Genomic DNA, 24,550 nt, shown 5'->3' on the forward strand with positions numbered 1-24,550 from the left:
GCCAATCAGACGTCCTCCGGCGCCGCGAACGGGCGTCTTTCTGGCTCACATCCCCGATTCCGCGCGTGCCCACAGGAACAGCCCCGCCTCGTTCGCCGCCGCCTCGGTTTCGGCGCGGTCCAGCACCAGAACGCCGCCCGCGGCCCAGACGATCCCCGACAATCGCGCGGCGGCAGCCTCGGCCACCGTTTCGGGGCCGATCGCGGGCAGGTCGATGCGGCGGTCCTGTCCCGGCTTCGGCGCCTTGTACAGCACTCCGCCGCGCGGCGTCTCTCGCGTCGCGGCCACGAACTCCAGCATCGCCGCAGTGCCCGGCAGCGTTTCGAGCGCGAGGCAGAGGCCGCCCGCCACCACGCAGCCCTGCCCGATGTCGAGCGGCCCCGTCGCGGCAAGGATCGCCGCCGCACGGTCCGCGTCGGCGCGGTCGCCCGCCGTGGGGGCGCCGGCCAGCACCCCCTCGCCCGGCAGAAGATCGGGGCGCAGCGTCCCGGCGCCGACCACGGACAGGCCCCAGTCCTCGAAGATGGCAATGAGTGCGCGCAGCGCCGCGTCGTCGCCCTGCCCCATCGCGGCGGCGATGCGGGGGACGAGGGTGGCGGTGCGGGGATCGAACGCCTCGGGGTCGAGCCGCGGGCGGCGTACCGCCCCGGCAAAGGCCACCTGCGTCACGCCCTCGTCGAGCAGCCGGTCCATCAGCGGGACCAGCCGTTCGAGCCGGAACGGCTCGGCCGCAAGGGACGGGGTGACGCCTTCGAGGGCAAAGACCAGCGGCGCCTCGACCGCCTCGGCCAGAAGCACCGGCAGCCGCCCGGCCCCGGCGATGATCGCGGTGCGGGTCATCCGCCGTGCCCTGTCATCCGTGCGGGGTGAGGAAGCTGCGGTCCGACGGCCCGAGGATGAAGTCGAGCATCTCGCGCTCCATCGCCGTGGTGGCCTCGCCCGCGCGCGCCCGCGCCGTCTCGCGGAAGGCGCCGGCGCCGAGATCGGCGAGCAGCCCGCGCAGCGCGGCGATCTCGGCCCGGCTGGCGCCGCGACGCTTGAGGCCGACGAGGTTCAGCCCGTCGAGATGCCCGCGCGGCCCCGAGACCAGCGCGAAGGGCAGCACGTCGGCGGTGACCATGGTCAGCGCCCCGATCATCGCGCCGCGGCCGATGCGGACGAACTGGTGCACGCCCGAGAGCCCGCCGACGATGACCTCGTCGCCCAGATGGCAATGCCCGGCGATGGCGACGTTGTTGACGAGGATCACGCCGTTGCCGACCCGGCAATCATGGGCGACGTGGCTGCCGGCCATGAACAGCCCGTCGTCGCCCACCTGCGTCAGCCCGCCGCCGCCGGCGGTGCCGGGGTTCATGGTGACGTATTCGCGGATGCGGTTGCGGGCGCCGATCACCAGCCGCGTGTCCTCGCCCGCGTATTTCAGGTCCTGCGGCGCCTCGCCGATGCAGGCGAAGGGATAGAGGGTCGAGCCGGCGCCGATCTCGGTGTCGCCCATGACGACGACATGGGACTTGAGCACCACCCCGTCGCCCAGCCGCACGCGGGGGCCGACGTGGCAGAAGGGGCCGATGCGGACGCCCTCGCCCAGGGCTGCCCCTGGCTCGACGATGGCCGAGGGGTGGATGAGCGTCTCAGCCATCCGCCCCGCCCGAGCCGCCGGACTTGAGGTCCATCATCGCCGTGAACGCCGCCTCGGCGACGAGCTGGCCGTCGACGCGGGCCTCGCCGGTGAACTTCCAGATCTTGCCGCCGGGGCGCTTGACGGTGACGTGCAGCTCGAGCACGTCACCGGGCTGGACCATGCGGCGGAACTTGGCCGCGTCGATGCCCATGAAATAGGTGAGCAGCGGCTCGTCGATGATGTTCATCGAGATGCCGACCATGACCGCCGCAGTCTGGGCCATCGCCTCGACGATCAGCACGCCGGGCATGATCGGCTGGGCGGGGAAATGGCCAGGGAAATGCGGCTCGTTCGAGGTCACGCACTTGATCCCCACCGCGCCCTCGTAGGGGACGATGTCGCGGACCTTGTCGATCATCAGGAACGGGTAGCGGTGCGGGATGATCCGCTTGATGAGGGCCAGGTCGGCGGCGGTGTGCGGGGCGGGGTTGCGCTCGGCCATCATGTTCTCCGTCGGGTTGGGCTTGCCTAGCAAGAAGGGCTTCCGATTGGCAAGGTTCGGCGCGGCCGACCGGCGCCGGACCGGGGCGCTGCCCCGGACCCCGGGATATTTGCGCAGGGAAGAATGGGGGGCGTCAGGTCAGCCCGGCCAGCGGCGCGCCGGCATCGGGGCGCAGCGTCGCGGCGCGGCGGGCGGCGCGGATGGCGCTTGAGGACAGCGCGGTCATCGGCACGTTGATCAGCACCCAGGCCGGCGGGGTTGCGTCGGCCAGCAGCGCGGCACGAGCCTCGGGCAGGCGGTGGCGGGCGAGGATTGTCGCGGCGCGGCTGGTGCGCGCCGCGGTGCGCGAGCCGGGGCGGGCAATGACCCCGATCGGCACCCGCGCGGCGATCCCCTGCCAGCGGTCCCAGCGGGCGAACTGCACGAGGTTGTCGGACCCCATCAGCCAGACGAAGCGCACCCCGGGCCAGAGCGCCTGCATCGCCGCGAGCGTGTCGGCCGTGCGCCGCGTGCCGAGCCGGGCCTCGAGCCCGGTGACGACGATGCGCGGGTCGTCGGCGAGCGCGCGCGCCGCCGCAATCCGCTCGGCCAGCGGGGCGGGACCGTGGGCCTTGAGCGGGTTGCCCGGCGAGACCAGCCACCACACGCGGTCGAGGCGGAAGCGGCGCAGCGCCATTTCGGTGATGTGCAGGTGCCCGGCGTGGGGCGGGTCGAACGAGCCGCCGAGCAGGCCGATGCGCTGCCCGGCGATGGCGCGGGGCAGCGGGATGGCGTCGGCCGGGGCCGCGGGGGTCGGCGCCCGGTTCAGGGCGCGCGGTCCGGGGCGGGGGCGGGCGTCGCGGGCGCGGCGTCGGCTGGCGTGGGGGGCGCGATGGGCGTGTCGGCACCGGTCGCGGCGGCGGGCGCAGCGGTGTCGGCGTCGGCCGCGGGGGCCGGGCGGTTAGCGGCGGCCTCCTCATCGGCGATGGCGGCGGCGACGATGTCGCTGCCGTCGCCCAGCGCGGCGTCGAGCGCGGCGATGGTGGCGGCGGTCACGTCGATCGTCTCGGCCGAGATCAGCACCGTGCGCTGGTCCAGCACCAACAGCGCGCCGCGCTGCTCCATCACCGAGGTCAGGACGGGGCCGGCGGCCTGGAAGAACAGCGCCCGGTCGCGGTCGGCCTGCCGGGCCAGCGCCAGCCGGGCGTCGTCGCGTTCCTGCCGGACGGCGGTCACGCGCTCGTCGAAGGCGGTGGCCCGGCGGCGGAACTCGGCCGGGTCGAGGGTGGCGCGGGCGCGGGTCAGCGCGTCCTCGTCGGCCACCAGCGCGGCAAAGGCGGTGTCGTTGTCGGCGGCGACCTTGCGCGACTGTTCGGCGATCTCGGCCTCGGCGCGCTGGCCCCAGCGCGAGCGGCGGTAGATCGCCTCCTGATCCACGGTCAGGATCGCCTGCGCCAGCGCAGTGCGCGCCGAGGGACCGAGCGCTGGCGCCACGGCCGCGGGCACCGGCAGGCCGGACGGGCGCGCGGGTTGGGGCTGGGCGCCGCCCGGTTCTGCGGGCGTCTCGGGGCCGAGCGGGCGGTCGGGGCCGGTCAGGGCGAGGGCATCGCCGGGTGTGGCCGGCGGAGACGCGGGTTCCGGGGCCGCGGTCTCAGGCGCAACAGCGGGCGCCGGCTCGGCCCCACGCAGAGTCGGCCGGGGCCGGGGCGGGGTCGTGCCCTGCGCAAGCCGGTGCGGGACACCGGCCGCCGGCACGTTCGGGACGGTGGTCTGCGCCGCCGCCGGCCACGTCCCGACGGCGAGTGCCAGCAGCGACGCCGCTGCGGCCGAAGCGACGGACCTGCGCCTAGAACTTCGTCGAGATCGACAGGTCGAAGGGCTGGTCCTTGTCATAGTCTTCCTTCTTGACCGCCTTCGAGAAGTTGAAGCGCAGCGGGCCGACCGGCGTGGTCCAGAACAGCGACACGCCGACCGCGGCCCGCACCTTCATCCCGTCGTCCACCGTGCCATTGGCGAACTCGGTGAAGTTGCCGTTGCCGTTGCGGTCGTTGGCGTCGCGGTCATAGCCCGCGAGGTTGTCGAGCCCCCAGACCGAGCCTGCGTCGGCGAACAGACCGCCGGTGATGCCGTATTCCTCGGGCAGGCCCAGCGGGAACTGCGCCTCGGCGCGCGCGGCCCAGTAGTAGTTGCCGCCCAGCGCGTCTTCGTTCGGGGCGTTCAGGTCGCGCGGCCCGTAGCCGTTCGGCTCGAACCCGCGGATGCGGCCCGAGCCGCGGAACCGCTCGGTGATCCGCGTCGGCTCGTCGTCGAGCCGGTGGATGGCGCCCGCCTCGACCTCGGCGCGCAGCGTTACCTCTTCGCGCCAGGCGCGGCTTTCGACGCCGGCCGAGATCACGCTGGTCACGCCCTGCACGTCGCCGCCGACGCCCGCGAAGTCCTGGCTGAAGCGCAGCTTGTAGGCGGTCAGCGGGTTCAGCCCGCCGATTCGGCTGTCATAGGTGTAGCTGTAGCCCAGGGCCGAGCTCACCCGCTCGCCCTGCTCGGCCACGAGGATCGGCGACGAGCCGCCCCATTCCCCGCTTTCGGGATCAAGCTCGATCGGCTTCACGTCGAAGAGCTTGTCCTTGCTCAGACGGTAGCGCAGCTCGACCCGGCCGTTCTCGCTGACCGGGAACTCGAGCCCGGTCGAGAACCCGGCGCTTCGGGTGTTGAACTTGGCGTTGTCGTAGTCCGAGGTGCGGTACCAGGCCGAGAACCGCGCCCTGAGGTCGCGGCTCATGAAGAACGGCTCGACGAAGGTGAAGTCGAAGCTCTGGGTGCCGCTCGCGGTCGAGAAGGACAGGTCCACGGTCTGCCCGCGGCCGAGGAAGTTCGTCTCGGACAGCGAGGCGTTGAAGCCCACCCCGGCCGAGGCCCCGTAGCTCGCACCGAAGCCGAGGCTGCCGGTCGGCTGCTCTTCGACGTTGACGTCCACGATGACCTGCTGCGGGCTCGACCCCTCGCGGGTCTCGACCTGCGCATCCGAGAAATAACCGAGCGCGCGGATGCGTTCGGCCGAGTTGCGCAGCTCGCGCGGGTTGAAGGGGTCGCCCTCGACGGTGTTGAACTGCCGCCGGATCACCTCGTCCAGCGTCGTGGTGTTGCCCTCGATGTCGATCCGCTCGACGAAGACGCGCGGGCCGCGGACCAGCGCGAAGGTGAGGTCGAGCGTCTGGTTGCGCATGTTGCGGGTGATGCGCGGCTCGAAGCTCAGGAAGTCGCGGCCCTGCTGGATGGCGATCGCCTCCATCCGCTGGATGGTCTGCTCGATGGCCTGGGGGCTGTAGACCTGGCCGGGGCGGACGCGGTTCTGGGCGATGTAGGGGGCGGCATCGACGCCGGGCACCTCGCTCACCACGTCGACGCGGCCGAAGCTGTACCGCGGGCCTTCCGAGATGTTGTAGGTGACGTAGAAGGCGTCACGCTCGCGCGTCACCTCGGGGGCGACGCCCTGGACGCGGAAATCGGCATAGCCGCGCGAGCGGTAGAAGTCGGTCAGCAGCCGCTCATCCAGTTGCATCCGGTCGGGCGCGAACACGTCGCGGCGAATGAAGGTCCGCAGGATGCCGGCCTGCTTGGTCGACAGCACGTTGCGCAGCCGCCGGTCGGTGAAGGCGCGGTTGCCGGTGAAGCCGATGCGCTCGATCTCGGTCAGGTCGCCCTCGCGCACCTCGAACACCAGATCGACGCGGTTGTTCGGGCGGCGGATGACGCGCGGATCGACGCGGGCGGCATAGCGCCCCTCGGCGGCATAGGCAGCGGCGATGGCCTGGGCGTCCTGCTCGGCCTGGCTGGGCGAGAACACCCGACGCGAGCGCGACTGGACCAGCTCGGCCAGCTTCTCGTCCTTGATCCGGCGGTTGCCCTCGAAGCTGATGACGTTGATCGTCGGGTATTCGCTGACCCGGATCACCAGAGTCGAGCCCTGCGGGACGATCTCGACCGTCTCGAACAGCCCCGACGCCTGCAGCCGCTGCTGCGCGTCGTTCAGGTCGCCGGCCGACAGATCGGCGCCGCGACGGATGTTGGCCAGCGACAGCGCCGTCTCGGCGTCCACCCCCTGCGCCCCTTCGAGCCTGACCTGGGTATAGACGGCGGCCGCGGCGGGTGTCGCCACCCCCGCCGCTGCGCTCAGGGCCGCGGCCAGCGCCAGCCCTGCGACCTGCGCCCGCGGGCGGATCCCCTCGTTTCTGTCGCTCATCGCCCGCCCCTCGCGTCTGCGTGCCTGCACCGGGTTTGCCCGTGCGCGTTTGGGGGCAGGATTAACCCTCTCGGGTGGCAGCTGTCAAAATGAAACCCCGCCGCGGCGGCGGTTTCATCGGCACATGATGTCGTTCGAGAGCCCGAAGAGCATCAGCATCAGCACCAGCGCCATCCCGACCCGGGTCAGGATGTCCATCGCCCGGGCAGAGGGCGGGCGCCCGGCCAGCGCCTCCCACGTGTAGAAGGCGAGGTGGCCGCCGTCGAGAACCGGGATCGGCAGCAGGTTCAGGAACCCGATCCCGGCCGAGAGGACCGCGATCAGCCAGAAGAAATTGCCCGCCCCGGCGCTCGCCGCATCGCCCGCCACCTCGGCGATGGAAATCGCGCCCGACAGGTTGCAGCGCCCGATCTGGCCCGAGATCATCGCGGCGATGCCGGTGACCGAGCCCCAGATCACGTCCCAGGTCTGCTTCGCGCCCATCCCCAGCGCCTCGACCGGGCCGGGGGTGCGGGTGGCGGGGCGCAGGTAGCCCTCGCCCCCGGTCACGCCGATGAGCCAGCGGTTCTCGAAGCCGGTGGCGGTCGGCAGGTCCTGCCGGCGGGGGACAAGAACGAAGTCGGTCTCGCCCGCCCCCTCGCGCCAGACCCTGAGCGTGACCGGGCGGCCGTCGGCGGCCTCGACGGCGGGGCGCAGCTCGGTGAAGCGGCTGATCGGGCGGCCCTCGACCGCCATCACCACGTCGCCCGGCCGCAGGTCGGCGGCCGAGGCGGCGCTGCGCGGCGCCACGCCTGAGATGCGGGGCGGGGCCGGATCGGGGGCGCGCACGGTGATCTCGGCCCCCTCGCGGCGCACGCGCCAGTCCTGCGCGGCGGCGGGGGGCAGCGTCTCGGTCAGGCGGAAGAGCGCGCCCCAGTCGGCGACGGGCTGGCCGCCGACGGCGAGCACCTCGTCGCCGGGCCGCAGTTCGTTGACGATCCCCGGCGGCGCGGGGGCGAGGCTGCCGACCACCACGCGGTCGGTGGCGATCCCCTGCCACGCGATGACGCCGGCAAAGACCAGCGCGGCCAGGACGAAGTTGAAGACCGGCCCCGCCGCGACGGTGGCGAACCGCGCCCAGAGCGGCGCGCCGCCCAGCGTCTGCCGTGCCAGCGCCGGATCGACCGCCTGCCCCGGCCCGGCGCTCGCGGCGTTCTCGTCGCCGAGGAAGCGGACGTAGCCGCCCAGCGGGATCGCCGCGATCTGCCAGACCGTGCCGCGCCGGTCGCGCCACGCCGCGACGCGGGGCCCGAAGCCGAGCGAGAACACCTCGGCCCGGATCCCCGACCAGCGGCCGACGATGTAATGGCCATACTCATGCACGCCGACGATGATCGACAGCGCCACGATGAAGGCGACGACGGTCCAGGCGAGCCCGCCGGTCTGGGCGACGAGGTCGGCGATCATGCGGCGCGGCCCCACGCGGCAGCGTCCCGGCGGGCGGCGGCGTCCCAGGACAGCACCGCCTCAAGGCTGTCGGGGCTGCGGGCGAACCCCGCCTGCCCCGCGGCGCGGTCGAGCGCGTGCGCCACCGCGGGCGCCATGTCGGTGAAGCGGATGCGCCCGGCGATGAAGTCGTCGAGCGCCTGCTCCTTGGCAGCATTGAGGACCGCGCCCGCCGCCCCGCCCGACGCGATCACCTGCCGCGCCAGCGCGAGCGCCGGCCAGCGCGTCTCGCACGGCGCGCGGAAGGTCAGCCGCCCCAGCGCCGCGAGGTCGAGGCGCGCCACCGGCAGCGGCGCCCGCGCCGGCCAGTTCAGCGCGTGGCCGATGGCGTGGCGCATGTCCGGCGCGCCGAGATGGGCGATCACCCCGCCATCGACATGGGCGACGAGCGCGTGGACGATGCTCTCGGGGTGGACCAGCACCGCGATGCGGTCCGAGGGCAGGCCGAAGAACTCACGCGCCTCAATGACTTCCAACGCCTTGTTGAACATCGAGGCGCTGTCGATGGTGATCCGCTGGCCCATCGCCCAGTTGGGATGGGCCGACGCCTCGGCCACCGTCGCCTGCGCGAGTCGCTCGAGCGGCCAGTCGCGGAACGCCCCGCCTGAGGCGGTCAGCGTGACCATCTCGACGCTGTCGAGGTTGCCACCCGCAAGGCACTGGAATACCGCAGAATGTTCGCTGTCCACCGGCAGGATGGTGGCGCCGTTGACGCGGGCCGTCTCCATCAGCAGCGGCCCCGCGGCGACGAGGCTTTCCTTGTTGGCGAGCGCCAGCACCCCGCCCCGCCGGGCGACCGCCAGCGACGGCGCGAGGCCGGCCGCGCCGATGATGGCCGACAGCGACCAGTCCGCCGGGCGGTCGGCGGCCTCGGCCACGGCGGCGTCGCCCGCGGCGACCTCGGTCCCCGTGCCCGCCAGCGCCGCGCGCAGGTCGGGCAGCAACCGGGCGTCGGCGATCACCGCCAGCTCTGCGTTAAGCGCGCGGGCCATCTCGGCCAGCCGCGCGACGTTGCGCCCGCCGGTCAGCGCCACCGTGCGCCACGCCGCCGGCCCGCCCGACCCCATCAGCAGGTCAAAGGCGCTTTCGCCGATCGAGCCGGTGGCCCCGAAGATCGAGACGCTGCGCATCGCTCAGCTCCCCACCACCGGCAGGAGGCCCGCGAGCCCCAGCACCAGCGCCGCGGCCAGCGCCCCGCCCATCGCGTCGAAGCGATCCATGAGCCCGCCATGCCCGGGGATCAGCTGCGAGCTGTCCTTGACCCGCGCCCGGCGCTTCAGCGCGCTTTCCGCGATGTCGCCCAGCTGCCCGCCCAGCACCAGCAGCGGCCCGATGACCAGCGCGCCGGCGTGGGTCTCGCCCGCGGCGATCAGAGCGGCACCCGCGCCCAGCGCGCCGAGCCAGCCGGCGACGGTGCCGCTCCACGTCTTCTTCGGGCTGTAGCGGGGCCAGAACTTCGGGCCGCCCACGGCGCGGCCGACGAAATAGCCCAGCACGTCCGACAGCACGACGAGGATCACGATCCACCACGCCGTCCCCTGCCCGTGCGTCGCGCGCACCCAGGCGAGGCCCGCCGTGGCCAGCGCCATCAGCACCGCCTGCGCGATGAGGCTGAGGCGCAACGCCGGATCGGCCATCCGCAGCGCGAGCAAGAGCGGCACCGCCAGCAGCAGCATGGCCCACGGGCCCACCAGCAGCACGGCCGCCATCGCCAGCCCGGCGGTCAGTCCGACGGCGATGGCGTTGCGGGACGCCGCGGGGCCCGGCCGGGGAACGGGAAGCTGGACCCCCTCGGGGGCGGTGGGCGGCACGACCAGCCGCGCGAGTTCCCACATCAGCGCGCCGAAGAGCGCCGCCAGCCCGAGGTCCGACCACGGGCGCGGGGCCAGCAGCAGCCCGGTGCCGAGCACGAGGATGACCATGGCCGAGCCGACCCGCTGGGCCAGATCGACCCAGCGTCCCGCCGGGCGCACCTCCGGCTGGGCCGGGCGCGTCATGCGGCGCCGAAGCGGCGCTGGCGCTGGCTGGTGCGGTCGAGGATCTGGGCCAGATGCGCGGGGGTGAAGTCCGGCCACAGGGTCGGCGTGAACTCGTATTCCGAATAGGCCGCCTGGAAGGGCAGGAAGTTCGAGGTCCGGGTCTCGCCCGAGGTGCGGATCACCAGATCGGGGTCCGGGTGCCCGGCGGTGTCGAGACAGGCGGCGAGGTCTTGCTCGGTCCCCGTCGCCTCGCCCGCGGCGATGCGGGCGGCGAGCCGGGTGGCGGCGCGGGCCAGCTCATCGCGGCCGCCGTAGTTGATCGCCACGGTCAGGTTGAGGCGCGAGTTGCCGGCGGTGCGGGCCTCGATCCCGGCCATCAGCGCCTGCAGCTTGGCGTCCAGCCGCTCGCGCCCGCCGATGAAGCGCATCCGCACCCCCTCGGCCGACATGGCGTCCGCCTCGCGCCGGATGTAGCGGGCGAAGATGCCCATCAGGCCCAGCACTTCCTCGGTCGAGCGCTTCCAGTTCTCGGTCGAGAAGGCATAGACGGTCAGCCAGTCCACGCCGAGGTCCGGGCAGGCGCGGACCACCTGCTTGACGCGCTCGGCCCCGCGCCGGTGGCCGACCAGCCGCGGCCAGCCGCGCTCGGTCGCCCAGCGGCCGTTGCCGTCCATGATGATGGCGACATGGCGGGGCCGGCCCGCGCCGCCGGGGGTCAGGGTCTGCGCCTCGGCGGGCACCGCGGCCATCCGCCTAGACCTGCATGATTTCGGCTTGTTTCGATTCGAGCGCCTTATCCACCTCGGCGATCATGCGGTCCGTCAGCTCCTGCACCGAGGTTTCCCAGAACTTCTGGTCGTCCTCGGACATGCCCTTCGACTTGGCCTTCTTGATCTGGTCCATCCCGTCGCGGCGCACGTTGCGGACCGCCACGCGGGCGTGTTCGGCATAGCCCGCGGCGACCTTGGTCAACTCTTTCCGGCGCTCTTCGTTCAGCTCGGGGATCGGCAGCATGATGATGGTGCCGTTGAGCTGCGGGTTGATGCCCAGACCGCTTTCGCGGATCGCCTTCTCCACCTTGCCGACCAGCGCCTTGTCCCAGACGTTGATCGTGACCATCCGCGGCTCGGGGACGTTCACCGTACCCACCTGGTTGATCGGCGTCGGCGAGCCATAGGCGTCCACGGTGATCGGGTCGATCATGCTGGCCGAGGCGCGGCCGGTCCTGAGCGAGGAAAACTCGTGCCTCAGGCTGTCCATGGCGCCCTTCATCCGCCGCTCGAGGTCGTCGGTGTCGATTTCCAGCTCGTCGGACATGGCGATTCTGCTCGGCCTTCTTTTGGGTTTGGTTTCGGCCTTGTAACCGTAGAGGCCGGGGATTCAAAGTCCAGACCGCGACCGCTGCGCCCCCGGCGGCACCATGCCGCCTACCCCTCGCCCCGGCCCGGATCGTCGCCGTGCGGGCGGGCGGCCGACCCGCCCCCGTCGCGTGCGTCGAGTTGCGCCTCGATCGCGCGCAGCCGGGCCAGAACCTCGTCGCGGTAGGCCTCGGTGATGGCGTTCTCCTCGGACTGGTGGGCCTCCTGCATCGAGTTCACGATGAGGCCGACGACGAGGTTCATCACCGCGAAGGTGGTCATCAGGATGAACGGGACGAAGAAGACCCAGGCCGCGGGATAGACCTCCATCACCGGGCGTACGATCCCCATCGACCAGCTTTCCAGCGTCATCACCTGGAAGAGCGAATAGGCGGATTCCCCGAGCGTGCCGAACCATTCGGGAAAGGCCCCGCCGAACAGCTTGGTGGCGATCACCGCGCCGATGTAGAAGATGATCCCCATCAGCAGGAAGACGCTGGCCATGCCGGGGACGGCGGCGAGGAACCCCTCGACCACGCGGCGCAGCTGCGGGGTGACCGACACCACGCGCAAGAGCCGCAGGACCCGCAGCGCGCGCAGCACCGACAGCCCCTGCGCCGCCGGCACCAGCGCGACGCCGACCACCAGGAAATCGAAGATGTTCCAGCCCGAGCGGAAGAAGGCCGGTCCGCGGCCGATCAGCTTGATGCCGATCTCGACCACGAAGATCGCGAGGCACGCCATGTCGAGCGCGAGGATCAGCCCGCCCCAGCGCGCCATCACGCTGCCCGAGGTCTCGAGCCCGAGGATCAGCGCGTTGAACAGGATCACCGCGGTGATCAGGCGGCTGACACGCGGGCTTTCCACCCAGTCGGCAAGTTGGCGTCGGCTCGGCATGGTGATCCGCAAGGCTGCCGCGGCAGGGTTCCCCCTCCCGCGCGACGGGCTGACCCGGCGCTGTTACTTCTTGTCGGCGACCCGCGTATAGGTGCCCGTCCCGGCGAGGATCGACCGGAACCCGCCCGGCTCGTCGAGCGAGAACACCACGATCGGCAGGTTGTTGTCGCGGGCGAGCGCGATGGCCGAGGCGTCCATGACGTTCAGGTGCTTATGCAGCACCTCGTCATAGGTGACATTGTCATAGCGCACCGCGTCGGCGTGCTTCTTGGGGTCCTTGTCGTAGACCCCGTCCACCTTGGTGCCCTTGAAGATCGCCTCGCAGTTCATCTCGTTGGCGCGCAGCGTGGCGGCGGTGTCGGTGGTGAAATACGGGTTCCCGGTGCCGGCGGCGAAGATGATGATCCGCTTCTTCTCGAGGTGGCGGACGGCGCGGCGGCGGATATAGGGCTCGGCCACCTCGTCCATGCGGATGGCCGAGATCACCCGCGTGTGGATGCCGCGCGCCTCGAGCGCCGCCTGCATGGCCAGCGCGTTCATCACCGTGGCGAGCATCCCCATGTAGTCGGCAGTCGCCCGCTCCATCCCCTGGGCCGAGCCCTGCAGGCCGCGGAAGATATTGCCGCCGCCGATCACCATGCAGATCTCGACGCCCATGTCGTGGACCGACTTCACCTCGTCGGCGATACGCTGGACGGTCGGCGGGTGCAGGCCGTAGCCCTGGTCGCCCATCAGCGCCTCGCCCGAGATCTTGAGCATGACGCGCGACAGGCCGCTGGCGGGCGCCTCGGCGCCGGCAACGCCCTGGTCGGCCCCGCCGGGGGGCGCCGTGTCGGGGGTGGTGAAGCTGTTGGTCATCGCGGGGCCCCCTAGGTTTCGTCGGCCGGCAAAATGGCGCAAAGAGGGACCATGTTCAACCTCGCCGCCACCGCAGACGCGCCGGACGCTGCGCGCCTTGTCGACAGCCTCGATCCCGACCGCCCGGTGCTGATCGCCGGGCCGACGGCGGCGGGCAAGTCGGCGCTGGCGCTGGCCATCGCTGAGCGGCAGGGGGGCGTGGTGGTCAACGCGGACGCGCTGCAGGTCTGGTCCTGCTGGCGGGTGCTGACGGCGCGCCCGTCCGAGGCCGACCTGGCCCGCGCGCCGCACGCGCTTTACGGCCACCGCGCGCCCGGGCAGGCCTATTCGGTCGGCGACTGGCTGGCCGAGGTGGCGGCGCTGCGCGACGGCGGGGCGCGGCTGATCGTCGCCGGCGGCACCGGGCTCTACCTCACCGCCCTGACCGAGGGGCTGTCGGTCATCCCCCCCGTCCCGCCGGAGGTGCGCGCCGACGCCGACGCGCGCATGGCCGCGCCGGACGGGCTGGCGGCGCTGGTGGCGGGGCTCGACCCCGAGACGCGCGCGCGGATCGACACCCGCAACCCGGCCCGCGTCCAGCGCGCGTGGGAGGTGCTGACTGCCACCGGCCGCGGCCTGTCCGCATGGCAGGCCGAGACCCCGCCCCCGGTGATCGCCCCCGCGGCCGCGCAGCGCCTCGTCCTGGTCGCCGAGCGTGACGCGCTCGCCGCCCGCATCGCCCGTCGCTTCGACGCGATGCTGGCCGAAGGGGCGCTCGACGAGGTGCGGGCGGCGTTGCAGGCGTGGGACGCGCGGGCGCAGTGGACCCGCGCAATCGGCGCGCCCGAGTTGCGCGCCCGTCTGCTCGGCCAGGCTTCGCTGGACGAGGCCCGCACCGCCGCGATCATCTCGACCCGGCAATACGCCAAGCGGCAGCGGGCGTGGTTCCGGGGCCGGATGCGGGACTGGACCCCGGTCGCGGTGTGAGGCGCGCCTCACAAGCGTGTCATTCCTGCCGCATCGGCGGATTTTTGCCGAAGAGGCGGAACGGTTAAGCAATTTTCAAGCTTTCATGGGGACGCTGAGCCTGCCCGGACGTCCCTTCCGAATCTCGTGAACCCGCCATGTCCCTTGGTCCCATCCCTCGCGCTGAACTGCAGGCGCCACAGACCGCGCCGCTCGGCCCAGCGGCCGAGGCCGTGCGCCCGAGTCCCCCCACCCCGGCGAACCTGACGCGAGAAACTGCGCCGCTGCGCCCCTACGCCGGCCGCCCGCGCCTGCCCGAAGCCGGGCTGCGGATGCTGCCGCTCGACGGGTTCCACTGGGGCGGCCGACCGCGGCTGGGGATGTCGCGCAGCGCCCGGGTGCGGGGCGATCACTGCCTGATCCGGGTCACCGGCGGCGCGCTGCGGGTGATCCTGCCCAGCGGCGCCGTCGATCACGGGGCCGGCAGCGTGATCTTCATCCCCGCCGGCACCGCCTTCGGCACGCTGCCCCTGCCCGACGCGGCGGGGCAGGTGCTGCTGATCCCGCGCCCGCTGGCCGAGCGGCTGGGAATGCCGCTGCCGCCCCGGATGGTCGTGGGCGCCGGGGCGAGCGACGCGTTCTCGGCCGACCTCGCCGCCCTCGCGTCGCGCGCCGCCGACCCGATCGCCGCCGCCACTGCCGCCTGCCGGGTCGAGCTGATCTCGGCCGCGCTGCAACGCCTCGCCACCGCGCCCGAGGCGCCCGCCCCCGCGCGCCCCGGCAGCGGCGACCGCGCGCTCTTCGAGTCGTTCATCGAGTTGGCCGGGCGCGAGATGGGCCGCGGCCGAACGCTCTCGGACCTTGCCGAGGCGCTTGGCGCGACGGCCTCGGCACTCGAATCCGCCTGTCGTCGGCAGCGGGGCCGGTCGGCGCTCGAGGTGCTCTATGACCTGCGCCTCGACCGTGCCCGGCGTCTGCTCTCGGACGCCGCCACCCCGCTGAGCGCCATCGCCGCCGAGCTTGGGTTCACCGGGGTGCCGCATCTCAACCGTGCGTTCATGGCCGCGACGGGCCGACCCGCGGAGGATTTTCGCGGGCGGGGGTGAGCCTGCTGAAGGGTTGAGCAGGTGCGGGGGTGGGTGGCGCTGAAATCAAGTCTCCACGCATCGGCAGAGACCGAACCCGGGTTATTGAGGTTTAAGTCTACGCGGAAACGGCGTCATGATCTGCGCCTCGACCGAGCCCGCCGGCTGCTCTCGGACGCCGCCACCCCGCTGAGCGCCATCGCCGCCGAACTGGGGTTCACCCGTTCCGCATGTGAACCGGGCGGTGATGGCCGCGACGGGCCGGCCTGCGGAGGAATTTCTGGGGCGGGGGTGAGCCCCGACCAAGGGCTGAGCGGTGCGATGGCGGGTGACGCTGAAATCCATTCTACAGGGCAACGGCATAAGCCTATACCTGAGTCTCTGAGGCCACCGTCAAAGCTGCAACCCGCGTCACCGACGGAGAGGTCGAGTCTGAACGGGAGCGCTGAAGGCAGCGCGTAACCCTGAAACACGAACCCTTAAGTGAGCGGCTTAGGCTGAAACCCGAGGCTTTGACGGGGCGGCTTAGAGTGGACGTGAGTCCTTAAGGGAGCGGGTGAGACTGAAACGCGGATGTTTGAGGCAGAGTTGCGGCTAAACCCTGAGAGGTTGAGGCAGCGGTGCAGGTTGAGACTTGGTTATGCCGTCTTAGTTGCGGTCGTCATCCCGACAAGAAAGCCACGATCCAACATCAGTCAACGCCTGCTTCCTGACGCAGGCACACCGTTCGCTGGGCGTAGAAACTTTGCTCGGTCTCCAGCCCCTACCCGTCCTCGACCTCGCCCTCGCCCTCCAGCGCCTCGTCACGCCGCCCCCGGAACCCCATCGCCACAACGAACTTCTCGGAGGAATCCGACCGGCTCGCCGGGGGCTTCACGTTGGCGACGGTGGTGAAGTTGCGCTTCAGCACCGCCTGCAGCCCCTGCTCGGCGCCGCCCGCCAGCACCTTGGCCACGAAGCTCCCGCCCGGCTCGAGCACGTCAAAGGCGAACTCGGCGGCGGCCTCGACCAGCGCCACGATCCGCAGGTGGTCGGTGCCCTTGTGCCCCGAGGATGCCGCGGCCATGTCCGACATCACCACGTCCGCGCGCCCGCCGAGCCATGCCTTGACCTGCGCATCGGCGCCCTCGGCCAGGAAGTCGAGCTGGTGGATGTCGGCCCCGGCGATCGGCGCGACCTCCTGCAGATCGACGCCCAGCACCGTCCCGCGCGGCTTGCCGGATCGCTCGCCCAGCGCGTTCACCCGCGCCACGGCGACCTGGCACCAGCCGCCGGGCGCGCAGCCGAGGTCGACGACCCGCGCACCGGGCTTCAGGAACCCGTAGCGGTCATCGAGTTCGAGGATCTTGAACGCCGCGCGGCCGCGATAGCCCTCGCGCTTGGCCCGCGCCACGTAGGGGTCGTTCAGCTGCCGCTCGAGCCACAGCGTCGAGCTGAGCTTGCGGCCCTTGGCGGTCTTGACCCGCACCCGCAGGTCGCGCTGGCCCCGCCCCGAGGTGGCCTTGCCCCCCCGGCTGCCCGGACCCTTGGCGCCCCCGCCCGCTCCGCCACCCGACTTGCCGCCACCCGTCCCGGCCATTCCGTCACCCTGCCTTACGCCACGCCCTTGACGTCCTCGGGCGCGAGCACCCCATCGCGCACCATCTGGGCGTAAAGCAACCCCTCGCGCAGGCCGCGGTCCGCGACCGACAGCCGGTTCGTCGGCCAGACCCGCATCAGCGTCTGCAGGATCGCCGCGCCCGACATGATGAGCGCGTGCCGCTCACGCCCGATCCGCGGGTCCGAGCGGCGGCCGTCCGGCCCGAGCGCGAGGTAGTTCTGGATCACCCGGTCGATCTGGGCCGAGGTCATGCTGAGCCCGTCCACCTTGGTCCGGTCATAGCGCCTGAGGCCGAGGTGGCTTGCCGCGACCGTGGTCACGGTGCCCGAGGTGCCGATGATCTGGAACTGGTCGTCGGCGCGCGCGCCCGTGGTGTAGGGGGTGAAGCTCTCGAGCATCTGCTCGAACTGCCAGCTCATCAGCGCAAAGCGCGCCGGGTCGTCCTCGACGTCGTCGAACTGGTCACGCAGCGTGGCGACCCCCAGCGGCACGCTGATCCAGTCCACCACGCGGGCAGCACCAGGGGCCGGATTGTTGAACCCGTCGGCCAGCCGCATGATCGCGCGCGGCCGCTCGGCCGGCTCGACGTCGCTCAGGTCGATCCAGACCAGCTCGGTCGAGCCGCCGCCGATGTCCACGACCAGCAGCTGCTCGGTCCTGAGGCTCACCAGCGGCGCGCAGGAGATCACGGCCAGCCGCGCCTCTTCCTCGGCCGCGATGATCTCGACCGGAAGGCCGGTCTCGCGCTTGATCATCCGCAGGAAATCGCGGCTGTTGCGGGCCCGGCGGCAGGCCTCGGTGGCGACCAGCCGCATCCGCTTGACGTCATGGGTTTCCAGCTTGCGCCGGCACACCTGCAGCGCATGGACGGTCCGGGTCATCGACTGCCGCGACAGCCGCCCCGATGCCTCGAGGCCGAGCCCGAGCTGGACCGGCTTCGAGAAGCTGTCGATCACCTGGAACTGACTGCCCGTCGGTCGGGCGATCAGCATCCGGCAACTGTTGGTGCCCAGATCGAGGGCCGCATAGAGCGCGCCCTCGTCGGGCTGGCGGGTGGAGAACGGCTCGACCGCGTGGTCCGGGAACGCGTCCGCACCCGCAGGACGCCTGGGCGTCATGTCAACGCCCTCCGATATCGTGTTGGGACCAGAGGTAACGCTGCCGGGTGCGGGGTTCAAGGGCGGCCGGCGCATTGGCGGTTGCGCCGCACCTCTCACGGCGCCCCCCCTCGCTTGCCACCCCCGGGCCCTTGGCCTAGACCGGGGCCAGCCCTCAGCCTGCCCGAAAGACCCCTGCGATGATCGTTCTTGCCGCCATCCTGATCGGTGCCGTGATCGGCGATCTGCGGGCCCGGGCGGCGCAGGGCAACCGCAAGGACCGGCTGCAATATGCCGCCGCCCACGCCATCGCGCTGGCGATCCTCGCGCTCTTCGCCACGATCCTGATCGACCGCGCGGCGCGGGGCTGAGGGCGATGTTCCTGCCTTTCCTCGACGCGCTGCGCCGTCAGGGGGTGCCGGTTTCCTTGCGCGAATGGCTCGACCTCATGGCGGCGATGGAGGCCGGGGTCGCGGGCTGGTCGGTGGACGATTTCTACACCGTCGGCCGCGCGATCCTCGTCAAGGACGAACGCCACATCGACCGCTACGACCGCGCCTTCGCCGAGAGCTTCTCGGGGCTCGAGACGATCCCGGTCGAGGCGCTGGTGAACGAGGCCACCCTGCCCCGCGAATGGCTCGAGAAGCTGGCCGAGAAGCTGCTGACCGACGAAGAGCGCGCCGCGATCGAGGGCGCGGGCAGCTTCGAGGCGCTGATGCAGAAGCTGCGCGAGCGTCTGGCCGAGCAGAAGGGCCGCCACCAGGGCGGCAACAAGTGGATCGGCACGGCGGGCACCTCGCCCTTCGGCGCTTACGGCTACAACCCCGAAGGGGTGCGGATCGGCCAGACCGAAAGCCGCCACCGCCGCGCCGTCAAGGTCTGGGACAAGCGCGAGTTCCGCGACTTCGACGACCGGGTCGAGCTGGGGACGCGCAACATCAAGGTGGCGCTCAAGCGGTTGCGGCAGTGGGCGCGGCACGGGGCGGCCGACGAGCTGGACCTGCCGGCCACGATCCGGGCCACGGCCGACCACGGCTACATCGACGTCCAGACCCGGCCCGAGCGGCACAACGCGGTCAAGGTGCTGCTTCTGCTCGACGTGGGCGGGTCGATGGACGACCATGTGCGGGTGGTGGACGAGCTCTTCTCGGCCGCCCGCGCCGAGTTCAAGCACCTCGAGCACTACTACTTCCACAACTGCCTCTACGAGGCGGTCTGGCGCGACAACCGCCGGCGCTGGAACGAGACGGTGCCGACCTGGGACCTGCTGCACCGCTTCGGGCGCGACTGGAAGGTGATCTTCGTCGGCGACGCGTCGATGTCGCCCTATGAGATCGTGGCGCCGGGCGGGGCCAACGAGCACTGGAACCCCGAGCCGGGCGAGCTGTGGCTGCGCCGCGCCGCCGAGACCTGGCCGGACCACGTCTGGCTGAACCCGATCCCCGAGGCGCACTGGCGCGCCACCCCCTCGATCGGGATGATCGAGCAGGTGTTCGCGGGGAGGATGATGCCGCTGACGCTCGACGGGCTGACGCGGGCGATGCGGGTTCTGGGCTGACGGCCGCCCACCCGCGGCCGTTGCGGGTCAGAAATACGTCAGCACCACCAGCTCGATGTTGGGGATGGCGCCCACGCCGGCGAGCAGGATCTCCATGTCCGCGACCGCGTCGCCGTCGACGTCACCGAGGATCAGGGTGTTGCCGCCCTGCACGCTGGACCAGACCGCGTGCGCGGCCGGCCCCTCGGCGATGGTGCCGAAGCTCTGCGCGCCGGGGCGGGTCACGTCGGCGTCCACCTTGAGCAGGATCAGGTCCTCGTCCGGGTCGAAGTTCTGGATGACGTCGCGCAGCGCGCCGGCGCGGCTGTCGCTCGCCGCCCGGAACTCGAACCGGTCCGCCGAGGCGCCGATCAGGCCGCCGATCATCACGTCCGTGCCGGCCTCGCCCAGAAACCAGCAGCCGCCGTCCCCGCCGATCAGCGTGTCGTTGCCCGCGCCGCCCGCGAGCCACTCCGGCGACCAGCCGCCGGCGTTCCCTCCCGAGGCCAGCCGGTCGGCCCCGTCGCCGCCGAACAGGTTGTCGCACCCCTGCTCGCCATAGAGCCAGTCGTTGCCGTCGCCGCCCACGATCCGGTCGTCGCCGCTGCCGCCCAGCATCAGGTCGGCCCCACCCGCGCCGGTGAGGGAATCGGCGCCCGCGCCGCCGAACAGCCGGTCCGCCGCGTCGCCGCCGGCCAGCGTGTCGTCCCCGGCCGCGCCGTTCAGCACGTTGCCCTCGCTGCCCCCCGACAGGCTGTCGTCGCCCGCCCCGCCACCCAGCGTGTCCGCTCCCGCGCCGCCGATCAGCGTGTCGTTGCCGTCCCCGCCCCGCAGCACGTCCGCCCCGGTGCCGCCGTCCGCAAGATCGTCGCCGGACCCGCCGTCGAGCACGTCGCCGTCGTCCCCGCCGCGCAGCCGGTCGTTGCCCGCGCCCCCAGACAGCGTGTCGCGCCCAGCGTCCCCGGTCATCACGTCGTTGCCGCCGAAGCCGTAGAGCCCGTCATCGCCGGCATCGCCAATCATCTGGTCCGAGCCGGCCTCGCCGTTCAGATAGTCGTCGGCCGCACCGCCCCAGAGCGTGTCGTCGCCCGCCCCGCCCACCAGCACGTCGGCGTCGTCGCCGCCGATCAGCCGGTCGAGCCCGTCCCCGCCATAAAGCCGGTCAGCCCCCGCACCGCCGACGAGCACGTCGTTGCCGCCCAGCCCCGACACGGTGTCGTTCCCGCCGAGCATCTCGACCACGTCCGCGAAGCCTGTGGCGACCAGCCGGTCGGCGGCGTTGCCATAGGCCCGCGCGGCCACCTGATAGGTCGCGGTGAGCTGCGCATAGGCCGTGTCCATCGGGATCAGCGGGTCGTCGATCACCACGCTGCCGCTGCGCACCACATGGTCGCCGGTCAGGACGACCGAGGCCGAGAACCCCCCGGCGATCTGCCGCGCCGTCAGGGTCAGGGGGGCCGAGGCGGCGTCCGCGTGGGACAGCGGAAAGCCGGTCATGCCCACGCCCGCGATCGGATAGGCGCCGGTGTCGGCCGCCGCCATCGTGCCCGTGACACCGGAGGGGGCGGCGGTTCCGGCGGTGAACCGGGCCGAAAGGCGCGATTCGATGGTCGCGAGCGTGACGCCGCCGGAGAGGTTCGGGACGCTGGCACTGGCCGCGAAGCCGATCTCGCGCGCGACGCTGGCGCTGATAACCCGGCCGAGCCCGCCCCATCCCGACAGGACAAGCGGCCCCGACGCGCCCCCGGATTCGAGCGCCCCTGCGACGGTGTTGCTGCTGACTCGGGTCGCGTAAACCGCCATGACCAGCCCTCCGGGACCATACCTCCCGGCCGGACCAGCCCGGCCGCACCTTGCGCGGGAGTCTGGCACGGGTTTGTAAGACTTGTGCGACAGCATCGCCCCGTTGACCGCAGGTCCGGCGGCGCCCACATCGGCGGCATGCTGAAGCTCATGCCCCTGCTGCTGATCGTCGCCTACGCGCTGGCCATGTGGGTCTATTCCAGCTGGCGGATGCGCCAGCAGCTCAGCGCCAACTCTACCCCGCTGGATGACCCGCGGCTCGCCCAGGCGCTCGACCGGCTGGGGGCGGCGATGGGGCTGGGGCGCATCCGCGCCCATGTCTACGAGATCTCGCCGGTCAACGGCCTCGCCGCGCCGGACGGGCGGGTGTTCCTGACCCGCGGGTTCCTCGACCAGCTCGACGCGGGGCGGGTGACCGAGGCCGAGCTCGCCTCGGTCATCGCCCATGAGCTGGGCCACGTCACCCACGGCCACGCCCGCAGACGGATGATGGACTTCGCCGGGCAGAGCGTGCTGCGGACGGTGCTCGCCGGCGGCTTCGGGCGGATCATTCCCATCGTCGGGCCGATGCTGGCCGGGCTGGTGGCGAGCGCGCTCGCCGCCCGGCTCTCGCGCGAGGACGAATATCAGGCCGACGCCTTCGCCGCCGCGCTGATGGTCAAGGCGGGCTTCGGCACCGGGCCGCAGAAATCGATGCTGGCCCGGCTCGGGCGGCTCAGCGGCGGCGGGGCGGCGCCGGTGGCGTGGCTCGCCTCGCATCCCGCCACCGAGCGCCGCATCGCCGCCATCGAGGCGCTCGAGCGCCGCTGGGCGGTCACGCGGGCCTGATCGCGCGTCAGCGCTCGCCCGCTTGGCCCCTGCAAGGCGCGGTGCTAGGGCCACACGCAACCCGCCGGAGCCCCGGCCCCACCAGACCACGGACCCCCGATGCGCGCCCTTCTCCTTTCCGGCCTCGCAGCCCTGACCCTCACCGCCTGCGGCACGTCCGAGGCCGTCCGCAGCGCCACCACCGCCCCGAGCATCGCCCCGGTCGAGCGTCCCTCGCTGACCGCCCGCGCCGCGACCGCCCTGCACCTGCGCAAAGAGCCGCCGGCGATGCGCTGGGGCGACGAGAACCCGGAATGGACCGTCGCCACGCTCGACGCGCTCGAGACCGAGGGGGTGGCGCTGCTGTCGTCGATGCCCTCGGACGTGCTGCAATACTGCCCCGGCTACGCCACCGCGAGCCGCGAGAACCGCGCCGCCTTCTGGGCCGGGTTGCTCTCGAACGTGGTGACCCGGCAGGCGACCGGCGGGGCCACGGGCGGGGTGCTGGCCCGCGGCGGCGGCAAGGCGCTGTCGCTGATGGGGCTCTCGTCCGTGTCGCGCCGCGCGCATGGCTGCGGCGGCGGGGCCGAGGGCGGCGAGGTGGTGCTGCGCTGCGCGGTCAAGGTCATGGCGGCGCAGGTCGGCCGCGACAACGCCATCGCCGGAGGCAGCGGATCGCGCTGGCTCGGCGCGGCGCGCGAGTGGCTGCCGCTGCGCTCGGCGCAGAGCCGCGCCGACATCGCCGGGTGGACGCGCCAGCAGAGCTACTGCCGCTAGGACCGCCGGGCGGCTGCCCTCACGATAGCCGCCCGCCCGGCCCGCCGGTGCCGAGGCCGAGCCCGTGTTCGGGCGCCTCGTCATGCTCTCCGTCGTCCAGCGGCGCGGCGGCGGGGCCATCCGCGAAGCGGTCCATCAGCGCGTTCTCGAGCGTCGCGCGCAGCTCTTCGGACCGGCGGATGTAGTCGGCGTTCTGGTCCAGCGGCACGCCCGGCTTCCAGACCTCGGCCAGCTCGCGCAGCCCGGCGCGGTCGTGGCGATAGTAGATCCGCTCGAGCTCGTTGGCCTCGTACTGCGACAGCCCGAGGTTCTCGAGGACGTAGCGCCCGGCCCTGAGCGAGCTGTCGAACATCTCGCGCACGATATGGTCGGCGCGCGCGGCGTAGAGCTGGTAGACGTTCACCCGGTCCCGCGCCCGGGCGATGATCACGAGGTCCGGCCGCCGCTCGCGCGCGTGGCGGACGAGGCGCAGGTTCGCCTCCTGATCGTCGAGGGCCGCGACGAGGATGCGGGCGCGCTCGAGCCCCGCAGCGGCGAGGATCTCGGGGCGGGTCGGGTCGCCGAAGTACCCCTTGACCCCGAACCGCCGCATGAGCTGGATCGTGTCGAGGTCGTTGTCGAGCACCACCGTCTTGAACCCCGACGAGGTCACGAGCCGGTTCACCACCTGCCCGAAGCGCCCCACCCCGGCGATGATCACCGGCTGCTGGTCGTCGATCCGGTCGGGCGGGGCGAGCACGTCGCGCTCGTCATCCAGCCAGGCCACCACCCGGTCGTGCAGGATGAACAGCAGTGGCGTGAGCAGCATCGACAGCGCGATGACCAGCAGGAACCCCTGCGCAAGCTGGGTGCGGATGATCGCCAGCGAGGTCGCGTAGGACAGAAGGACGAAGCCGAACTCGCCCGCCTGCGCCAGGGACAGGGTGAAGAGCGTCCGGTCGCGGCGCGACATCCGCGCGGCGCGGGCGACGGCAAACAGCACCCCCGCCTTGATGGCGATCACGAGGGCCGTCACCCCGATCACCACCACGGGCTGGGCCACGAGCATCGAGAAATCCATCCCCGCGCCCACGGTGATGAAGAACAGGCCGAGCAGCAGCCCCTTGAAGGGCGCGATCTGCGCCTCGAGCTCGTGACGGAACTCGGACCCGGCGAGCATCACCCCGGCGAGGAACGTGCCGAGCGCGGGGCTGAGCCCGACCATCGACATCAGCGCCGCGATGCCCACGACGATCAGCAGGGCCACCGCCGTGTTCATCTCGAGCAGGCGCGACTTCTGCACGAAGCGGAAGAGCGGGCCGATGGCGAACTGCCCGAGCAGCACCACCGTGCCGACCGCCCCCAGCGTCACCAGCGTCGCGGCCCAGCCGGGCAGCCCGGCCATGAACTCGGCCCCCGGCGCGTGGTGGTCGGGCGCCGCCGCCCCCGCCGCCAGCAACGGCAGAAGCGCGAGGATCGGGATCACCGCGATGTCCTGGGTCAGCAACACAAGGAAGGCGTTGCGGCCGCCGCTGGTCTGCATGAGGCTCTTTTCCGACAGCGTCTGCAGCACGATCGCGGTCGAGCTGAGCGCGAGGATCAGCCCCAGCGTCAGCGCCACCTGCCACGTCTGGTTCAGCACCAGCCCGAGGACGAACAGCGCCGCCGTGGTCCCCGCGATCTGCATCCCGCCGAGGCCCAGCAGGCGCTTGCGCATCCCCCAGAGCTGCCGCGGCTCGAGCTCGAGCCCGATCAGGAACAGCATCATCACCACGCCGAACTCGGCGAAATGCTGCAGGTCGGCGACGTCGCCGGCACTGCCGGCCAGCCCCAGCACCGGGCCGATCAGGATGCCGGCCACGAGGTAGCCCAGCACCGACCCCAGACCGAGCCGTGCGGAGAGCGGCACCGCCACCACCATGGTGGCGAGGTAGACCGCCGATATCAGCAGGAAAGACCCCATCTCACCCCGCCCCGGGCCGGCGGGCGGGGGCGAGGGTC

23 protein-coding genes are annotated in these 24,550 nt (G+C 72.3%); 6 read left to right on the top strand and 17 right to left on the bottom strand.

Going from position 1 to position 24,550, the window contains the following annotated elements:
- Positions 1-45: 45 nt before the first annotated feature.
- The 13 genes from HGN31_RS02565 to pyrH form a co-directional block, all read right to left on the bottom strand.
- On the bottom strand, positions 46-840 hold the full coding sequence (locus HGN31_RS02565; RefSeq protein WP_168782237.1) for an LpxI family protein: 795 nt from the start codon (positions 838-840) through the stop codon (positions 46-48).
- Positions 841-853: 13 nt separating this feature from the next.
- Positions 854-1,639 (bottom strand): acyl-ACP--UDP-N-acetylglucosamine O-acyltransferase, encoded by a 786-nt coding sequence (gene lpxA, locus HGN31_RS02570; protein ID WP_168782238.1) that lies wholly within the window; start codon positions 1,637-1,639, stop codon positions 854-856.
- Positions 1,632-2,123, bottom strand: a complete 492-nt coding sequence (gene fabZ / locus HGN31_RS02575) for a 3-hydroxyacyl-ACP dehydratase FabZ (protein ID WP_036703280.1) — start codon at positions 2,121-2,123, stop codon at positions 1,632-1,634. The genes lpxA and fabZ overlap by 8 nt, the downstream gene beginning before the upstream one ends.
- Positions 2,124-2,256: 133 nt before the next feature.
- Positions 2,257-2,892, bottom strand: a complete 636-nt coding sequence (locus tag HGN31_RS02580; RefSeq protein WP_168783779.1) for a nicotinate-nucleotide adenylyltransferase — start codon at positions 2,890-2,892, stop codon at positions 2,257-2,259.
- Between the two features lie 35 nt (positions 2,893-2,927).
- Positions 2,928-3,596 carry an OmpH/Skp family outer membrane protein gene (locus tag HGN31_RS02585; protein WP_168782239.1) on the bottom strand — a complete coding sequence of 223 codons (669 nt, stop codon included), beginning with the start codon at positions 3,594-3,596 and terminating at the stop codon, positions 2,928-2,930.
- Between the two features lie 352 nt (positions 3,597-3,948).
- The gene (gene bamA, locus HGN31_RS02590; RefSeq protein WP_168782240.1) at positions 3,949-6,342 is read right to left on the bottom strand and encodes an outer membrane protein assembly factor BamA; all 2,394 of its coding nucleotides are present in this window, start codon (positions 6,340-6,342) and stop codon (positions 3,949-3,951) included.
- 114 nt (positions 6,343-6,456) lie between these two features.
- Positions 6,457-7,788, bottom strand: coding sequence for an RIP metalloprotease RseP (rseP, locus tag HGN31_RS02595; protein WP_168782241.1), 1,332 nt, complete (start codon positions 7,786-7,788; stop codon positions 6,457-6,459).
- On the bottom strand, positions 7,785-8,957 hold the full coding sequence (dxr, locus tag HGN31_RS16265) for a 1-deoxy-D-xylulose-5-phosphate reductoisomerase (RefSeq protein WP_036735359.1): 1,173 nt from the start codon (positions 8,955-8,957) through the stop codon (positions 7,785-7,787). Before dxr ends, rseP begins: the two co-directional genes overlap by 4 nt.
- A gap of 3 nt (positions 8,958-8,960) precedes the next feature.
- Entirely contained in the window at positions 8,961-9,824 is an 864-nt protein-coding gene (locus HGN31_RS16270) for a phosphatidate cytidylyltransferase (protein WP_036735360.1), read from the bottom strand.
- Positions 9,821-10,555, bottom strand: coding sequence for a polyprenyl diphosphate synthase (uppS, locus tag HGN31_RS02605; protein WP_036704070.1), 735 nt, complete (start codon positions 10,553-10,555; stop codon positions 9,821-9,823). The genes HGN31_RS16270 and uppS overlap by 4 nt, the downstream gene beginning before the upstream one ends.
- Before the next feature lie 4 nt (positions 10,556-10,559).
- Positions 10,560-11,123, bottom strand: a complete 564-nt coding sequence (gene frr, locus HGN31_RS02610; protein ID WP_036704072.1) for a ribosome recycling factor — start codon at positions 11,121-11,123, stop codon at positions 10,560-10,562.
- 110 nt (positions 11,124-11,233) lie between these two features.
- Entirely contained in the window at positions 11,234-12,061 is an 828-nt protein-coding gene (locus HGN31_RS02615; RefSeq protein ID WP_052176538.1) for an ion transporter, read from the bottom strand.
- Between the two features lie 63 nt (positions 12,062-12,124).
- A complete protein-coding gene (gene pyrH / locus HGN31_RS02620; protein ID WP_052176541.1) occupies positions 12,125-12,820 on the bottom strand; it encodes a UMP kinase in 696 nt (231 codons plus the stop codon).
- 150 nt (positions 12,821-12,970) lie between these two features.
- On the opposite strand from pyrH, the gene miaA reads away from it, so the two are divergent.
- Positions 12,971-13,885, top strand: a complete 915-nt coding sequence (gene miaA / locus HGN31_RS02625) for a tRNA (adenosine(37)-N6)-dimethylallyltransferase MiaA (RefSeq protein WP_168782242.1) — start codon at positions 12,971-12,973, stop codon at positions 13,883-13,885.
- 212 nt (positions 13,886-14,097) lie between these two features.
- Positions 14,098-14,970 carry an AraC family transcriptional regulator gene (locus tag HGN31_RS02630; RefSeq protein WP_168782243.1) on the top strand — a complete coding sequence of 291 codons (873 nt, stop codon included), beginning with the start codon at positions 14,098-14,100 and terminating at the stop codon, positions 14,968-14,970.
- 742 nt (positions 14,971-15,712) lie between these two features.
- Here the strand turns inward: HGN31_RS02630 and HGN31_RS02635 are convergent.
- Both HGN31_RS02635 and HGN31_RS02640 read right to left on the bottom strand, forming a co-directional pair.
- A complete protein-coding gene (locus HGN31_RS02635) occupies positions 15,713-16,528 on the bottom strand; it encodes an RlmE family RNA methyltransferase (protein WP_168782244.1) in 816 nt (271 codons plus the stop codon).
- A 14-nt stretch (positions 16,529-16,542) separates the two neighbouring features.
- Positions 16,543-17,667: a Ppx/GppA phosphatase family protein gene (locus HGN31_RS02640; RefSeq protein WP_036704552.1), complete on the bottom strand. Its 1,125-nt coding sequence runs from the start codon at positions 17,665-17,667 to the stop codon at positions 16,543-16,545.
- Between the two features lie 179 nt (positions 17,668-17,846).
- On the opposite strand from HGN31_RS02640, the gene HGN31_RS02645 reads away from it, so the two are divergent.
- Both HGN31_RS02645 and HGN31_RS02650 read left to right on the top strand, forming a co-directional pair.
- On the top strand, positions 17,847-18,017 hold the full coding sequence (locus tag HGN31_RS02645) for a hypothetical protein (protein ID WP_168782245.1): 171 nt from the start codon (positions 17,847-17,849) through the stop codon (positions 18,015-18,017).
- A 5-nt stretch (positions 18,018-18,022) separates the two neighbouring features.
- Positions 18,023-19,204: a vWA domain-containing protein gene (locus HGN31_RS02650; protein WP_168782246.1), complete on the top strand. Its 1,182-nt coding sequence runs from the start codon at positions 18,023-18,025 to the stop codon at positions 19,202-19,204.
- Positions 19,205-19,231: 27 nt separating this feature from the next.
- Here HGN31_RS02650 and HGN31_RS16635 read toward each other — a convergent pair whose 3' ends face one another.
- Positions 19,232-20,986: a calcium-binding protein gene (locus HGN31_RS16635; RefSeq protein ID WP_168782247.1), complete on the bottom strand. Its 1,755-nt coding sequence runs from the start codon at positions 20,984-20,986 to the stop codon at positions 19,232-19,234.
- A 138-nt stretch (positions 20,987-21,124) separates the two neighbouring features.
- Between HGN31_RS16635 and HGN31_RS02660 the strand changes: the two genes are divergently transcribed.
- Complete coding sequence (locus tag HGN31_RS02660) at positions 21,125-21,814, top strand: M48 family metallopeptidase (RefSeq protein WP_168782248.1); 690 nt, start codon at positions 21,125-21,127, stop codon at positions 21,812-21,814.
- A 99-nt stretch (positions 21,815-21,913) separates the two neighbouring features.
- The gene (locus tag HGN31_RS02665; RefSeq protein WP_168782249.1) at positions 21,914-22,570 is read left to right on the top strand and encodes a lytic transglycosylase; all 657 of its coding nucleotides are present in this window, start codon (positions 21,914-21,916) and stop codon (positions 22,568-22,570) included.
- 19 nt (positions 22,571-22,589) lie between these two features.
- Here the strand turns inward: HGN31_RS02665 and HGN31_RS02670 are convergent, their stop codons facing one another.
- Complete coding sequence (locus HGN31_RS02670) at positions 22,590-24,512, bottom strand: cation:proton antiporter domain-containing protein (RefSeq protein ID WP_168782250.1); 1,923 nt, start codon at positions 24,510-24,512, stop codon at positions 22,590-22,592.
- Positions 24,513-24,550: the final 38 nt, after the last annotated feature.

The organism is Paracoccus sanguinis (genome assembly GCF_012689545.1).
GTDB lineage: Bacteria > Pseudomonadota > Alphaproteobacteria > Rhodobacterales > Rhodobacteraceae > Paracoccus > Paracoccus panacisoli.